Source organism: Thermobifida halotolerans, assembly GCF_003574835.2.
In the GTDB taxonomy this organism is placed as follows: Bacteria; Actinomycetota; Actinomycetes; order Streptosporangiales; family Streptosporangiaceae; genus Thermobifida; species Thermobifida halotolerans.
On the sequence record NZ_CP063196.1, the window covers coordinates 1,138,531 to 1,154,370 of the forward strand.

Below are 15,840 nucleotides of genomic sequence, written 5' to 3' on the forward strand. Positions count from 1 at the left end.
CTGACGGAAGGGCCACGATGATGAGTCTCACAACCGAGCGCCCGGTCCCCACCGGGCGTGGCACGACCGAAAAGACGAAGCCCTGGAGCAGCACGCTTCCCCTGCGTACGGCCCTCTTCATGGTGGCTCCCCTGGGCGTCGCGATCGCGCTCTTCGTCATCTACCCCCTGATCACGCTGGTCTGGGACTCGGTGACGATGGGGGACGGACCGGGCAACTACGGCGCCGCGCTCTCCTCGGGAGCCGTCCGCCGCGCGATCGGGGTCACCCTGCTGGACTCCGCGGTCGTCATGGTCCTCGCGGTGGTCGGCGGCACGGCCATGGCCTGGACGCTGCGCACCACGCGACGGGGATGGGTCAAGGCACTGGTCTGGGCGGCGGTGCTGCTGCCGTTCTGGATGGGCGTGGTGGTCAAGAACTACGCCTTCGCCCTCCTGCTGGCGCGCGAGGGACCGATCAACTCCCTCCTGCTGCGGGTCGGCGCGGTCCAGGAGCCGCTGGAACTGATGTACACACCCACCGCCGTCGTGCTCGGCATGACCTACACGATGCTCCCCTACGCCTTCCTGGCGGTGTATCCGAGCGTGTCCATGGTGAACCTGGACCTGCTCAACGCGGCCAGGGGCATGGGGGCCTCGGAGCGGCGCGCCTTCGGCGGGATCGTGCTCCCGCTGATCCGGCCCGGTCTCATCGCCGGCTGCGCCATCGTCTTCGCGATGTCCATCGGGTTCTACGTGACCCCGGTGCTGCTGGGCGGTGCGCAGACGCCGTTCATCGCCACGGTGATCAGCGACGACATCTTCCGCTTCTTCGACTATCCCCGAGCCGCCGCCACCTCGGTGATCCTGCTCGTCATCGCGTTGACGACGCTGGCGGTCACCATCAGGGCGGTGGGTCTGAAAGCGATCCGGGGAGGACTGGGATGACGACGACCACGAGCGTCGACAGGCTGCTCGACGGGCTGGCCAGGTTCGCCGGTCGGGCGGTGGTGGCGGTCTTCCTGGGATTCATGGTCCTGCCGGCGGCCTTCATCGGAGTGCTCTCCTTCTCCGAGGATCCCTACATCATGTTCCCGCCGCAGAGCTGGGGGACCGACCGCTACGTCGAGGTGATGACTTCGGACACCTGGATTCGTCCGATCACCCTGTCGTTGGAGATCGCGGCGGCGACGGCGGTGGTGGCCCTCGCCGTCGTGGTCCCGGCGATGTTCGCCCTGAAACGGGGCAGGGTTCCGGGCACCATGGCGGTGGAGTCGGCGGGGGTCGCCCCCATGCTGTTCCCCATCGCCGCCTACGCGGTCGGCATGTACGCGGTGTTCGCCGAGTTCGGCCTCCTGGGCACCTTCTGGGGCATCGTCGTGGCCCACGCCGTCCACGCGATCCCGCTGGTGATCATCCTGCTGAGCACCGCCATGGACCAGATCCGCCCCGAACTGGAGCTCGCCGCGATGACGATGGGCGCCAGCCGGGTCCGCGCCTGGACCGGGATCACCGCCCGGCTGCTGCTCCCCGCGATCCTGGCCGCCGCCATCTTCGCCTTCATCCTCAGCTTCGACGAGGCGGTGTTCATCACCTTCCTCGGAGGTCCCGGGCTGGTCACCCTGCCGAAGTACATCTTCGACTCGGTCCAGTTCGGTGTGGACCCCGCCATCACCGCGGTGGCCACCCTGCTGATGGTGGTGACCGCAGGACTCATGCTCGGCGCGACTGTTCTCCGAGGGAGATCACGATGACCTACACGCTCAACGCCCCGCAGAGGACAGAGATGGACCACACCACCGCGGATCCCGACATCGCGCTGCGTATCCGCTCCCTGTGCAAGTCGTTCGGCGACCACGAGGTGCTGCGCAGCGTGGACCTGGACCTCGGCGCCGGAGAGTTCCTCACCCTGCTGGGGCCCAGCGGCTCCGGCAAGACCACCCTCCTGCGCATCCTCGCCGGCTTCGACACTCCCGACAGCGGGCGGATCCTGCTGCGCGGTCGGGACATCTCCCACCTCAGCCCCGCCGAGCGCGACCTGGGCATGGTGTTCCAGCAGTACGCCCTCTTCCCGCACCTGACCGTCGCCGACAACGTCGCCTACGGTCTGAGGATGCGCGGCTGGAAACCGGCCCGCCGCACCCGGCGGGTCGCCGAGATGCTGGAGCTGGTGGGGCTGCCGGACAAGGCCAGGAGCAAGCCCCAGCAGCTCTCCGGCGGCCAGCAGCAGCGTGTCGCGCTCGCCCGGGCCCTGGCCTACGAGCCGCAACTGCTGCTGATGGACGAGCCGCTCGGCGCCCTCGACCGCAGCCTGCGCCTGCAGATGCAGGAGGAGATCCGGCGGGTCCACCGCGAGGTGGGAACCACGATCATCTTCGTCACCCACGACCAGGAGGAGGCGCTCGCGCTGTCGGACCGGGTCGCGATCATGCACGAGGGCGGACTGGCGGGCCTGGCGCCGCCCAGCCAGCTCTACCAGAACCCTCCCTCGACATTTGTCGCCCGCTTCTTCTCCAACGCCAACCTCGTCCCCGCGACCGCGGCCGACGGCGGGCAGTCGGACACGGCCGAGATCACCGCGGCCGGGACCTCCTTCACACTGCCCACCGCGCGACGGGGAGAGGTCACCCTCGCGGTGCGCCCGCGCAGCCTGCGGCTCAGCGTCGACGACGACGCCCTGCACCTGACCGGTGAGGTCATCGAGTCGCTGCTGCTGGGTGAGGAGCGCCAGGTCCGCGTGCAGGTCGACGGGGTCGGTCCCGTCACCGCGTTCGTGGACTGGCGCGGCACCGACGACCTGGTCGCCGGGCGGACCTGTCGACTGTCGGCCCCCGCGTCCGAGATCACCGTGCTCACCGAGTAGGAGGCGCGCGAACCGGTGGACCGCCGGCCATATGACCACTCCCTCCGCGCGACCACCGTCCGGACGGCGGAAACCGCCGGTCACGCGAGGAGCGGCCACCGGATCGCCGCACCGAGCACCTTCCAACCCGTCTTTCCTGATTGGAGACCTGATCATCATGCCTACCGTCGCTGTCGCCGGTGCTGGCATCGCGGGCTTCGCGGCTGCTGCGGCGCTCGCCCGCAGGGGATTCGACGTCCGCATCTACGAACGCTCCCAGGAGCCGCGCGAGTTCGGCGCGGGCATCTACCTCAAGGAGAACAGCCTTCCCGTCTTCGACGCCCTCGGTGTCGGCGAGCGCATCGCCGAGCGGGGGGTGCGCATCCGAGCCGCGCGCATCGTCGACGAGACCGAGACGATCATCGTCAACCGCGACCTCGGCCAGGAGCGGCTCCTCGTCGCCCTGCGCGCCGACGTGCACAACCTGCTGCGCGAGGCCGCGGTCGAGGCGGGCGCCGAACTCGTCACCGGTCGCACCGTGACCGGCGCCGACCCCGAGGGCGTGCTCCGCCTCGCCGACGGTGAGGAGGTCCGGGCCGACCTGGTCATCGGCGCCGACGGCGTGCACTCACCGGTGCGCGACTCCCTGGGACTGCTCAGGGTCCGCGGCATGTTCGGGGACGGTGCGACCCGTGTCGTCATTCCCCGCACCGAGGCGGACGGGCCCTACAGCACCGAGTACTGGTCGGGGCAGCACCGGGTGGGCGTCGCCCCGTGTGCCGAGGACCAGACCTACGTCTTCATCATCGGCCCCGAGAGCGAGGAGCGCGTCGGTCGGCTGCCGCTGGACCGGGAGTACTGGACCGAACAGTTCCCCCACCTCAAGCACGTCTTCGACCGGGTCGGCGACGACGTGGGTGTGCACCACACCCACCCCTACGTCGAGTGCACCTCGTGGACGGCCGGACGCGTGGCCGTCATCGGCGACGCCGCGCACGCCCAGCCGCCGAACTTCGGCCAGGGCGCCGGGGTGGCCATCGCCGCGGCGTGGCGGATGGCCGACATCCTGGCGGACGCCTCCGACATCACCGAGGGCCTCACCGAGTGGGAGCGCCAGGTGCGTCCGGGCATCGACATGGTGCAGCGGCTCACCAGCATCTACGACGTCGCCGGGTACGCCTGGCCCGCCGAGCTGGCCCCGGTCCGCGCCTCGATCTTCCACGACATGTCACTGCACCCCGCGATCTCCCCGCACTGGGAGTACTGGTGGCGCGGCGGCGTCGAGGTGCCGCAGCAGGAGGAGTCGGCCCGGTGACGGCCCAGGTCACGGAGCGGGGCGCGGAGCTGCAGTTCGTCAACGGCACCGTCCTCACCATGGACGCGGACCGGCGCGTCGCCTCGGCCCTGGCCGTGGACGGCGGCCGGATCGTGCTGGTCGGCTCCGACGAGGAGGTGCTGGCGACCCGCCGCCCGGCCTCGCGCGTGGTCGACCTGGGCGGCCGGACCGTCGTCCCGGGGCTGATCGACGCCCACACCCACGTCGAGCTGACCACCTACTCGCGGCATTTCTGGACCGACGTGCGCGGCCGGTCCCGGGCCGAGGTCCTGCGCACCGTCACGGACCTGGCCGCGGGACGGCCCGCCGGCGAGTGGGTGGTGCTGCAGGGCACGTTCGGCCAGGACCTGCCCGACCGCGCGGAACTGGACCGGGCCGCCCCCGACCACCCGGTGGCGGTGCGCTGGTCCATGCACAAGTTCCAGTTGAACTCGGCGGCGCTGGCGGTCAGCGGCATCGACCGGCGCACCGTCGCCGAGCCGGGCATGCGGCTGAACCGGGACTCCGGCGGGGAGCTGACCGGCCTGGTGGAGGAGGGATGGGACCTGCTGGCCTGGGAGCCGCCGCTGCGCGACGCCCTGCGTCCGGCGATCGCCGAGACCCTCACCGAACTGTTCCTGCGCAACGGGGTGACCAGCATCAACGAGGTCGCCGCCAGCGCGGCGGGGGTGCGGGTCTACCAGGAGCTGGGGCGGACCGGGAACTACCCGCGCATGGGGCTGGCACTCACCGCGGCCCCCGGCCACCAGGCGCTGGTCGACACCCGGAACTTCTCCGGACTGGGGTTCGCCACCGGGTTCGGCGACTCCCGCTGCCACCTCCAGGCGGTCAAGATCTTCCTGGACGGAGGCAGGGACGGCGCCTTCCGGTCCAACGGCATCGGCGGCCCCGCCGACTCGTGGGGCCTGCTCAGCCGGACCCTGCCCGGTCTGACCGCGGAGCTCGCCGCGGCGATGGACGCCGGACTCCAGGTGTGGGTGCACGCGATCGGCGACCTCGCCCAGGAGTGCGCGGTCAGCGCGATCGAGCAGGCCGCGCGCAGCCGTTCGACCACGGGCCACCGCTTCCGCGTCGAGCACTTCGGCAACGAGATGTACGAGGCCGACCGGCTGCGCCGACTGGTGGACGCCGGGGGCATCCCGGTGCCCAACCCCAGTTTCGTGTTCGCCGAACCCGACGATCCGGGCAGGCGGCTGCCCCCGCACACCGTCAAGTACGGGCTGCGGACGCTGCGTTCGCTCACCGGCGTCGTCGTGGGCAACTCCGACACCGCCGGGGCGCAGCCGTTCGCCTGCAACCCGTGGTTCGTGATGCAGTGCATGATCCTGCGGCGCAACCGCAACGGCGTGGTCGTCGACCCCGAGGAGGCGGTCGGCATCGACGAGGCGCTCGCCGCGTTCACCCGTGACGCCGCCTACGCGACGTTCCAGGAGGAGCAGAAGGGCACACTGGAGGCGGGCAAGCTCGCCGACTTCGCGGTGCTGGAGACCGATCCCCGGTCGATGCCCGCGCAGGAGCTGGACTCGATGGTCACCGCGGCCACCGTCATCGGAGGCCGCGTCGTCCACGGCGGGCTCTGAACCACCGGACCGGGACGGCCGTCGGCGGGGCAGCGGAGCCCGCCGACGGCCGTTCCCGTGTCCACGTGGTCCCCGGTGGCCGCGGCCCCGCCGGGCGCCCATGTCCTCCGGCGGGAACGGCCGCACCTCCTGCCTGCTCGGCAAGGCCGCCGCCTCCACCGCCGGCGGAGGCGGCGGACGGAGCGGAGGACCGACGGCGGGACCCGTTCCCACGTGCCTTCCGCGGCCCCGCGAACACCTCCGGTGTCGACGGCCGCACAAGAAGGACAGGTAGGCGCCCGGAAGCCCCCCGGGTACGGGCCGCCCGGCGACGCTCCCGGAAAAAGGGGCGGGGAACCGGGACGAGTCGGCCGACCGGAACTGCGGGGACGCCCGCGAGACGGGCGGCGAAAAAGCGTTCGCACGTCGGAGAGGCTGCGGCGGCTCCGGCCGACCGCGCCGCAGAGGACGGCGTATTCCGGACGCGGGCCGGCACCGGAGCCACCATTCGGAATACTCACCGAACCGGTCGAAACGCGTCCGTCGGCGGCGTGGGCCCGGTGGAGTCAACAGCACTTTCCGGGGCCTTCGCGGCCAGCGGCCCGGCGAGCGGCGGGAGGGGCCACCCAAGCGGGGCGGATGTCGCGCCCACCGTCCCGCTCCCCGGGAAAGGGCGGCGGAGGGGCCGCGTCCAGCCGCGGACACGGGCTGCCGCCGGGATGTCCCCCCGGCGGCAGCCCTCGCCGTTTGGGCACCTGAGGGCAGGTCAGCGGCATGGCGGCACCGGATGGCGGGGGACCGGTCCCCGGCCGGGCGCGGTGCGGCGCCCACGCGGCCGCGCCGGAATCCCCGAGGACCCCGCGGCGCGATGCCGGGACCGGTGAGGCGGGGAAGTGGACTGCGGCACCGCCGGGCGACAGCGGTGCCCTCCGTGTTTCCCGACGGCCGGACCGCGGAAAACCCCGTCCGAAAGCCCAGGTGATCGCCGCCGTGATTTCCCATACGATGATCCTGTCGGAAACGGCGCGAATTATCGTCCATCCTGGTGATCCTGACGGTACGGGCGTTGAAAATGTGGGGGAACGCCCAATAACGTCAATGTTGACAGAATTCTGCAGAGGAGCAGAGCACAGCGATGTCTCCCCCTCCCTCGACCCCCTCCCGTCCGCGGAAATCCGCGCGGCGTTTTCTCACCTGGTTCGGGGTGGGGATACTGGCGACGGGACTGCTGGCCACCCTGGTCGCGCCGCTGTTCGGGCACGACGGCAGCGGCCACGATCCGCGCCCGGTCATCCGCGTCTTCTTCTGGGCGCTGGCCGGTCTGTGCGGCTGGCTGATGCTGCTGCAACTCCTGGAACGGGTCCCGGAGGAGGAACAGCAGCAGGCGGCACGGCCGCCGGTGGCCCTGGGCGCGGTGCTCGCGGTGGCCGCCGCGGGGATGGCCTGGCTGGAGACACCGGTCTGGCTGCTCGGGCTCGCGGAACCGGAGCGCGGAAGCACACCCTGGCCGGTGCTGGGCTGGGTCGGGCAGGTGGCCGTGGCCGTCGGCGCGACCGTCGTGGCGGCGGTCGGACACAGCCACCGGCCCCGGTGGACCGGGCCGCTTCCGGGACTGGCGAGCGGGGCGGCGGTGACGCTGCTGCTCGCCGCCGCGGGATGGATGGGCGCCACCGAGGTCCTGGTGCGGCACACCACCGTCGACGCCGCCGCGGCCGAACCGGTGCCGTCCGTGGTGCGTGAGGTGGCCTGGACGTGGCATCCCCCGGAGGGAAGGGAGGCCCGCCGGGTACTGGCCACGAGCGCGGGCGCGGTCGTCGACGTCGGCGACGGGGTCGTCGCGCTGGACACCGCGACCGGCGAGGAGACCTGGTACTACCGCAGGCCCGGCAGGAGGGTGGAGGTCAACGTCACCCCCGACGGGCGGACCGTCGTCCTCGCCTTCACGGTGCACCACCGGGACGTCCGGGGCGGACTGCTCACGCTCGACGCCGCCACCGGACAGGTGCGCGGCGACGCCCTGGCCCCCTCGGACCTGCCCTTCCGGAGGTCGGGAATCCCCTCGGAGAAGGGACTCCCGGACATCGACCTGCTCACCTCCGACGCGCGGATCCTGCTGGAGGAGGGCCGCGGACAGCTCGTGGCGCGGAGTCTGGAGACCGACGAGGTTCTCTGGACGGCCGCGCTGGACCCCGGCTGCCTGGTCGACATCCAGCCCCACGGCTGGATCCGGACCTTCTCCGACATGGTCGTCGTCTCCCAGAACTGCCACGAGGACCTGGCGGAGTTCGGCGCCGGTGCCCGGTGGAAGCAGGCGGCCCTCGACCTCAGAGGAGGAACGAACCGCCTGACGGCGTTCGACGCGGCCACCGGCGCACCGGAGTGGCTCGTGGAGCGCCCCAAGCAGGGACCGCTCGGAGCCAACCCCGAGATCACGTACCACCGGGACGGCAGTCGCTCCTACCTCCACCCGGTCACGTCGGACGGTTCGGTGGTCGCCGTGGAGAAGTGGGGGTCCGGCAGCCGGTACCTGGTGGTGGACCGGATGACCGGCGAGGTGCTGGCCGACGACCTCGACCTCACCGAGAACGGCAAGAGCATCCATTTCACGGCGGACTCGGTCTCGGTCGTGCGCATCGACGAGGAACTCGGAGGGACCCTGGTCCACGAACGGCGCACGCTGGACGGGGAGCTTGCGGCGAGCGCCGCGAGCAACGCGCTGTTCCCGCACGTCTTCGCCGGAATCGAATGGGTGGACCTGGCCGATGCCGCCGTCGTGGTCCACCTGGGCGAGGACACGGGCACCACAGACGCCTACGACATCGGTGTGGCGCCGTGGGACGGCAGCGCCGAGCCCTTCAGCGTTCCGTTCGACGCCGGGAGGCCGGACGCCGAGATCTCCCGGGTGCGCCTGGTGCCCGCCCCCGGTGCGCTCGTCGTCTTCCTCGACGATCCCGACCGGCCGATCTCCGGCCTGCGGTGAGTCCCGAGCCTCCGTGTGCGAAAGGACCGGCGCTGCCGCGGCTGCGCGGCCCGCACGGCCAACCGTGCGGCTCACGGCCGCCGGTCGGGCGTCTCCCCGTCGTCGGAAGGGGCGGGGGGCGTGCTCCTGCCGGTGACCGGGCCGTGGAAGGTGCCGCCGCGGAAGTCGACGTGGTCGCCGCCGTAGGAGCCCGCGGTGATGTCGCCGTGGAAGTCGCGGCCCTGGATGAGGGTGCCGGAGACGTGGCCGGTCACGGTGTTGGTGACCGCGCCTGCGCCGGAGTCCCGCCGCTCGGGTGTCTCGGGGTTCCTGCCGTCCGCGAGCGCCCACCGCACCACCAGGACGAGGGGCACGAGGGCGGCGAGGACTCCCGCGACCCAGCCCGCGGCCTCCCACCCGGCGCGGCTGGCGGGGCCGCCGCCCAGCAACAGCGCCGCCGCGAGCGCACCGGCCACGGCGACAACGGAGATCCCCACCCACACCCACCGTGAAGCGCTCATACCGCGATTCTGCCCCGGCAGGGCCCGAAACGACAGGGGAATCGGCGACACCGCCGCACCACGCGCCCGCATACCCCGACACAGAACCCGTATCCGGGAGGAACCACACCGCTTTGCGGCGCATCGAAGCGGCGTGGGGGACGCGACCGCGACCCTCCCGTGCCCGCGGACCGGGCCCCGGCCGACCGGCCGCCGGACGCTGACGAACGGGGTGTGCCGATGCGCGCCGACTCCTTCTTCGGGAAACTGACCCGGACCCTGACCGGTGACCCCGGTCCCACCGCTCCGCAGTCCGGCGGGACCCGCCCCAAAGACCTGCGCCGCGCCAGGCTGAACGACGCGGTCCTGGCCGGTGAGAGCCTGGTCGGCGCGCTGCTGACGGACGCGGGCATGGCACGGGCGAACCTGAGCGGAGCCGACCTGACCGGGGCGGACCTCAGCCGGGCGCGACTGCCCGGAGCGAACCTGGCGCGGACGACCCTTGTCGGGGCCAGACTGGTCGGCGCGGACCTGAAGGGCGCGGTGCTGGCCGACGCCGAACTGACCGGCGCGAAACTGACCGGCGCGCTCCTGACCAACGCGAACCTGTCGGACGCGGAGTTGACCGACGCCGACCTGACCGAGGCCAACCTGGCGGGCGCCAACCTGACCAGCGCGCTCCTCGGCAGGGCCGACCTGTCCGGCGCGGACCTGTCGGACGCCTACCTGACCGACGGACACCTGCCCAACGCGAAGCTGCGCGGCGTGGACCTGGCCGGGGTGAACCTGACGGAGGCGGCGCTGGTGGACGCGGACCTGACCGGCGCGAGCCTGACCGAGGCCAACCTGGGCGGCGCGGACCTCACCAGGGCCGACCTGTCCGGCGCGGACCTGACCGGGGCGGCCGTGTTCGAGGTGCGGTGGACGGCCGGGACCCGCTGGCCCGACCGCGAGGTCGAGGAGCGTCTGCGTGCCCTGTCCCAGGAGGTGGAACCGGGCGTCTGGACGGTGGTCGGCGACACGGGCCGCTCCCGGGGCCTCCGCCTGGGGGACTGAGGGTCCCGGCCCGGAAGAGTCCCGCATGCCCCGCATGCCCCGGGGCATGCGGCCTCGACTCCGGGGGAGGGCGGGACAGTGTCGAGGAGACCTCCGCCCAAGGGGTGGGCTGGTGGCGGAGCGGGGAGGCCGACCCGCCCGCGCCCCGGAGGCGGTCGCGCACCACGGGGGGCGGGAGGGACTCACGCGGCGTCTCGCCCCGGGGCGCCGTGTGCAGGCGTCCCGGCCGTCCGCCTCCACCGGCAGATCAGGTGAGAGGGCATCCCGGCCCCGGGGCCCCGCGCCGCCACCCCTCCACCGCGGAGGGACGGAGGGGGCGGGGTCCCGCCGGTGCACGGCCGCTGTCACCGCCGTCGCCTAGCCTGCCCCCATGGCTCCTCTCAGCTACGACCGCTACCGCGTCGAAGTCGTCCACCAGACCGGCCTGCTCCGGGACGTGCTGCAGGGCGTCGACCCCGCCACCGAGGTGCCCACCTGCCCGGGGTGGACGCTCGCCGACCTCGTCGGGCACATCGGCGGCAACCTGCGTGCCGTGGGGGCGGCCGTCCGGGACGCGACCGGGCAGGCCGACGACGCCACAGCCCTCGACGACGATCCGACCGCGTCGGTCGACCGGATCAGCGAGGAGGCCGACAGGTTCGCCGCCGCGCTGCGGGCCGCCGAACCGGGGACGGCCGTGGCGGTCTGGTCGGTTCCCGGAACCGCGCTGTCCTGGGCCCGCCGCGCAACCCACGACCTGGTGGTCCACCGGGCGGACGCGGCCGGTGCGGTGGGCGCCGACTACACCGTCGCCCCGGAGGTCGCCGTGGACGCCCTCGACGAATTCCTGGAACTCCTCCAGGAGGTCGGTGCCGTCGCGCTGCCCGGGCACCGGGGCGGTGGCATCCGCCTGCACGCCACCGACACCGAGGGCGCCGAGTGGCTGGTCGAACCCGCGGAGAAGGGCTTCACCTGGCGCCGCGGCCCCGGGGAGGCCGCCGTCACCCTGCGCGGCCCGCTCACCGACGTGCTGCGGGTCTTCTACCGTCGACTGCCCGCGACCGACACACGGGTCGAGGTGTCCGGTGACGCCGCGCTGCTGGACCGCTGGCTGGAGCAGGCGTCCCTGGGATGACCGCTCGACGCTGACCCCCGCGGCCACGGTCGGCCGCCGGAGGCGGCCGCAGCGGCAGGGCGGGGAAGGCGCGGGGAAATAACCGCTTCGCCGCCGCTGTTGTAGACCGAACGTCCCGGGGCGCCCGCCCCGGGACCCGCCCTGTCCGCCGCGACGAAAGGCCCGCACCGCAATGGCCGTCCCACTCTCCATCCTCGACCTGGCGCACATCGGCCCCGGAGAAACGGCGGGGGACAGCCTCCGCGCCAGCGTCACCCTGGCCCAGCACGCCGAGGAGTGGGGCTACCGGCGGATCTGGTACGCCGAGCACCACAACATGCCCACCATCGCCTCGTCGGCGACCGGCGTGCTCATCGCCCACATCGCCGCGCACACCAGCCGCATCCGCCTGGGAGCGGGCGGCGTCATGCTGCCCAACCACGCGCCGCTGACCATCGCCGAACAGTACGGCACCCTGGAGACCCTGCACCCCGGCCGCATCGACCTCGGCCTGGGCCGGGCGCCCGGCAGCGACCAGAAGACCATGTGGGCGCTGCGCCGCGACGCCGCCTCCGCCGACCGGTTCCCGCAGGACGTGCTGGAACTCCAGGGCTACCTCACCGGAGAGTCCCGCGTGCCGGGCGTGGACGCCACCCCCGGCAGGGGCACGGGCGTGCCGCTGTACATCCTCGGCTCGTCGCTGTTCGGCGCCCGCCTCGCCGCCGCTCTCGGCCTGCCCTACTCCTTCGCCTCCCACTTCGCGCCCGGCGCGCTGACCGAGGCCGTCGCCCTGTACCGGCGCGAGTTCCAGCCGTCGCAGCAGTTGGCCGAGCCCTACGTCATCGCCGGGGTCAACGTCATCGCGGCCGATGCCACCGAGGCGGCGCAGCGGCTGTTCACGGAGGTCAAGCGGGCTCGGGTGGGACTGCTGCTGGGGAGGGGACGCACCTTCACCCCCGAGGAGGCCGACGCGGTCCTGGCCGCCCCGGCCGGACGGCAGATCCTCGACATGGTCCGGTACACCGCCGTGGGCGACCCGACGGAGGTGCGGGACTACCTCACCTGGTTCACCGGGCACGCCGGGGCCGACGAGCTGATCGTCGCCTCGTCGGTGACCGACCGCGAGGCGTGGCTGCGCTCCTTCGAACTGCTGGCCGACACCTGGGAGCCGGCCTCGGCCTGAGGTCGCACACCCCGGTGGCCGCCCGTCCCGCGCCGGCAGGTGAGGAGCCCGGCGGGGCATTCCGGGGCGGGGTGCCAGGGGCGGCGGCGCGTCCGTCCGCGCCTCCGCCTCCCCGCGCCGTGAGGACGATCCCGCCCCACGGGCGCGGGTGCCGCGGTGCCCCGTGTCCGCCAACCGGTCCGTCCGTGGAGGCACGGGTGGGCGGAGGTCTCCTGGACCATGTCCCGTCCTCCTCCCGGGGCTGGGGCCACCGGACCCCCCGGGACGGGGACATCTGAGACCTCCTTCCCCGACCGCCCGGCATCGGTCCCCGCCCGGAGCCTCACCGTGGGCGCGGGCGGCGTGGTCACCACGGCCGGGGACGTGGCCCGGTGGCTGGTCGCCCAGAACAGCGGCGGGGTGGGCGCGGGCGGCGTCCGCGTACCCTCCCGGAGGGTGCCGCGCTGACGCGTCGGCCGCAGGCGCCCGGCGACAGCCCCGACAACGGCCACGGCCTCGGCGGGCACGGCACCACGCGCCGCCCGCCGACGCGGTGCTCACCCCCGACGCTGGCCACCGTCGCGCCGGTCGTCGCGGCGTGGCTGGCCTCGGTCGCGCTGTCCCGCCTCCCGGTGACGGTCGCCAGGCTGGTCCGGCTGGGACGGGCGCGCCGACCCGGGCCGCCGCGGCGGAGGTCAGCCGCGGACCCGGTGGAAGCGGACGACCTCGAGTCCCGGACCCTCACAGCTTCCGATGTCCGTCCGGGAGTCGGGCACGTGGTAGAGGCTGCAACTCCAGCCGCCGGAGTCGACCAGGAAGACGCCGCCGTCGTGGGGGCCGCGGCCGGACAGGAAGTCCTCGACGGCCGCGGCGGCTGCCGAGCAGGTGGTGCGTTCCAGGCCGCTCAGGTGCCACGTGCCGTCGTGGGAGAGTGTGCAGCCGCTCTCCGCCACCCACCCCGGAACCCAGGGGATGTAGTAGGAGAAGGCGGGGCCGCCGCGGCCGCACCCGCCGTAGGTGGCATCGACGACGGGTTCCAGGTCGACGAAGCAGGTCCAGCCGTCGAACTCGGCGAACGCGCCGCTGCCCTGCGGTTGGGTGTCCGGTTCGGTCAGGTACCCGTCGAGCACGCGCAGCGCCTCCTGGCAGGAGACTCCCGGCGAGGAGGCGTCGACGAGCCACTCGCCGTCCAGGGACGGTCCGCACGCGCCCGCCACGGTCGCGTCGGGCGAGGGGGCCGCGACCGTCACCGGCTCGTCGAAGGACTCGAACACCACCTCGTACTCGACCAGGTCGGTGGTGTAGGCCAACCGCAGCGGATGCCCGTCGGCGGCGACCACGAACTCGAACGGGGTGCTGGGCAGGGTCTGCTCCAGCGGGGTGCCCGCGTGGGACACCGCGTCGAAGAGCCCCGAATAGCGGGTGCCGGGACGTCCCGACACCTCCGCCCTCCCCTCGTCGGTGAGAGAGGCCGCCTCGGGGAGGGCGCGCAGCGGCGCGGTGAACGCCTCCACGGCCAGGGCGCCCGGTGCGACGGGGTCGCTCCCGTGCCAGTTGAGCAGCCAGACGTCGGTGAGGCCGCGGTACCGCGCGGTGTGCAGGTAGGACTCGCCGTCCACCTGCCGGTAGGTGGCCGTCTCGCCCGCGCCGTCGGTGACCGCCGCCTCGACCGCCGCCCCGGGAGAGGACGCGTAGGTGTAGGAGACGCTGCGCTCCCCGGCGGCGACGAGGTCCGCCACCTCCGCGCCGGAGGCGCCGGGATGCTCCCGGCGCACCGCCTCCTCGGTCGGGCGCTGCCACTGGGTGGCGCGGAACGAGGACGCGTTCTCCACCAGCGCCACCGAGTCCGCGACGATCTCCGCGGGCTGTGACTCGGCGGCGAGGTAGCCGCCACCGCCGATCGCCGCGGCGCCGACGACCGCGGCGGTCACCGCCGCCGCGACCTTGCCTCCGGTGACACCCGCGCCCACGGCGACCGCGCCGCCCGTGGCCGCGCCGCCCGTGGCCGCGCCGCCCGTGGCCGCGCCGCCCGTGGCCGCGCCGCCCGTGGCCGCGCCGACGGAGCCCGTCCCGGTCCCTCCCGTCGCCACGCCGACGGCCCCCGGACCGGTGGCGGTGCTGGCCGTGGCCGCCGCCGAGACGGCCGACGCCGCGGCGACCCACAGCGCGGGGCGGTGCCAGGACGCGTCGATGCCGCGCCAGTGCCGGGCCAGGCGGAGGCGGAGCCGTTCGGTCAGCGCGTCCGGTCCTTCGCCGCGGGTCTCCTCGCCCTCGCCCATGAGCGCCAGGACCACGCGCAGCGCGTCCCCGGCGGTGGGCCGCACCGCCGGGTCCTTGGCGAGCGCGCGCTCCACCAGGGGCAGCAGTTCCTCGGGCACGCCCGCGGTGTCGGGAGGGTCGTGCAGGGTGCGCCGGGCCAGTTCGGCGGTGCTCCCCGAACCGAAGGGGCTGCGTCCGGTGGCGGCGAACGCGACCATCCCGCCCCAGGCGAACATGTCCGCGGCCGGGGTGGGGGCGTGCCGGGCGTAGCGTTCCGGGCTCATCCACCCGGGGGAGCCGAACAGCGCCCCCTGGGCGCGCACCCCCTCGTCGGCGAGTCGGGCGATCCCGAAGTCCAGGACCTTCGGGCCGTCGGGCGCGAGGATGACGTTGCCGGGTTTGAGGTCGCAGTGCACCACTCCGGTCGAGTGGATCGCCGCGAGCGACTCGGCGACGCCCGCCGCGAACCCCAGCAGCAGGTCTCCCTCCAGAGGGCCGTGTTCGCGCACGTGGGCGCGGAGCGTCCGCCCCGGCACGAAGTCGGTGGCCACCCACGGCCGTTCGGCGTCGGGGTCGGCCGCGTGCACGGCGGCAGTGCACAGCCCGCCCACCCGGCGCATCAGCGCGACCTCCCGGGCGAAGCCCGCCCGAAACTCCGCCTCGGCGGCGAACTCGGCGTGCACGACCTTGACCGCGACGCACGTGTTCCGCCCGTCCAGCGCGCCGAACACCGTACCCATGCCGCCCTGCCCGAGCCGCCCCACCACCCGGTAGGGGCCGATCCGGGCAGGATCGCCCGGCCGCAGCGGACGCAGCTCGGGGGGCAGGCCGGACAGGCCGTGAGGGGCGGGGGAAGTCATCGACGCAACCTCGAAGATTCCGGTCATCGAATGGTGTTCGGCCGAACACCATTCTTCTGCCCTCCTCGCGGCAGGGGACCGCGAGGTGACCGAAGGTGGCCGGAAACGGCCATGCCGTTACCGGGAGAAAGGGAGGACCTGCGCGTCTGCGGTGAGCCCTCCTCCGTTCGGATCCGTTCGGTAACCGGTCGGCGGTTTTCCGTGAACGAGGCTGGGGAAGAAGGGCCGGTATGAAT

11 protein-coding genes are annotated in these 15,840 nt (G+C 73.5%); 9 read left to right on the forward strand and 2 right to left on the reverse strand.

Annotated elements, in window-relative coordinates; all coding sequences use genetic code 11:
- Nucleotides 1-17 precede the first annotated feature (17 nt).
- The 6 genes from NI17_RS05030 to NI17_RS05055 all read left to right on the forward strand — a co-directional run bounded on the left by NI17_RS05030 (nt 18) and on the right by NI17_RS05055 (nt 8,695).
- Nucleotides 18-926 carry an ABC transporter permease gene (locus NI17_RS05030; protein ID WP_068691918.1) on the forward strand — a complete coding sequence of 303 codons (909 nt, stop codon included), beginning with the start codon at nt 18-20 and terminating at the stop codon, nt 924-926.
- On the forward strand, nt 923-1,732 hold the full coding sequence (locus NI17_RS05035; protein WP_068691920.1) for an ABC transporter permease: 810 nt from the start codon (nt 923-925) through the stop codon (nt 1,730-1,732). The genes NI17_RS05030 and NI17_RS05035 overlap by 4 nt, the downstream gene beginning before the upstream one ends.
- Nucleotides 1,729-2,841: an ABC transporter ATP-binding protein gene (locus NI17_RS05040; RefSeq protein ID WP_084012648.1), complete on the forward strand. Its 1,113-nt coding sequence runs from the start codon at nt 1,729-1,731 to the stop codon at nt 2,839-2,841. The genes NI17_RS05035 and NI17_RS05040 overlap by 4 nt, the downstream gene beginning before the upstream one ends.
- 157 nt (nt 2,842-2,998) lie before the next feature.
- Nucleotides 2,999-4,135: an FAD-dependent oxidoreductase gene (locus NI17_RS05045; RefSeq protein ID WP_068691922.1), complete on the forward strand. Its 1,137-nt coding sequence runs from the start codon at nt 2,999-3,001 to the stop codon at nt 4,133-4,135.
- Complete coding sequence (locus tag NI17_RS05050) at nt 4,132-5,736, forward strand: amidohydrolase (RefSeq protein ID WP_068691924.1); 1,605 nt, start codon at nt 4,132-4,134, stop codon at nt 5,734-5,736. Before NI17_RS05045 ends, NI17_RS05050 begins: the two co-directional genes overlap by 4 nt.
- Before the next feature lie 1,183 nt (nt 5,737-6,919).
- A complete protein-coding gene (locus NI17_RS05055; RefSeq protein ID WP_084012650.1) occupies nt 6,920-8,695 on the forward strand; it encodes an outer membrane protein assembly factor BamB family protein in 1,776 nt (591 codons plus the stop codon).
- 71 nt (nt 8,696-8,766) lie between these two features.
- Here the strand turns inward: NI17_RS05055 and NI17_RS05060 are convergent, their stop codons facing one another.
- Nucleotides 8,767-9,195: a hypothetical protein gene (locus NI17_RS05060; protein WP_119267628.1), complete on the reverse strand. Its 429-nt coding sequence runs from the start codon at nt 9,193-9,195 to the stop codon at nt 8,767-8,769.
- Nucleotides 9,196-9,414: 219 nt separating this feature from the next.
- Between NI17_RS05060 and NI17_RS05065 the strand changes: the two genes are divergently transcribed.
- The 3 genes from NI17_RS05065 to NI17_RS05075 all read left to right on the forward strand — a co-directional run bounded on the left by NI17_RS05065 (nt 9,415) and on the right by NI17_RS05075 (nt 12,506).
- Nucleotides 9,415-10,230 (forward strand): pentapeptide repeat-containing protein, encoded by an 816-nt coding sequence (locus NI17_RS05065; RefSeq protein ID WP_068692079.1) that lies wholly within the window; start codon nt 9,415-9,417, stop codon nt 10,228-10,230.
- A 370-nt stretch (nt 10,231-10,600) separates the two neighbouring features.
- The gene (locus NI17_RS05070) at nt 10,601-11,344 is read left to right on the forward strand and encodes a maleylpyruvate isomerase family mycothiol-dependent enzyme (protein ID WP_068691927.1); all 744 of its coding nucleotides are present in this window, start codon (nt 10,601-10,603) and stop codon (nt 11,342-11,344) included.
- A 172-nt stretch (nt 11,345-11,516) separates the two neighbouring features.
- Entirely contained in the window at nt 11,517-12,506 is a 990-nt protein-coding gene (locus NI17_RS05075; protein ID WP_068691930.1) for an LLM class flavin-dependent oxidoreductase, read from the forward strand.
- A gap of 674 nt (nt 12,507-13,180) precedes the next feature.
- On the opposite strand, the gene NI17_RS05080 is transcribed toward NI17_RS05075, so the two are convergent.
- Nucleotides 13,181-15,604, reverse strand: coding sequence for a serine/threonine-protein kinase (locus NI17_RS05080; protein WP_243597618.1), 2,424 nt, complete (start codon nt 15,602-15,604; stop codon nt 13,181-13,183).
- Nucleotides 15,605-15,840 lie beyond the last annotated feature (236 nt).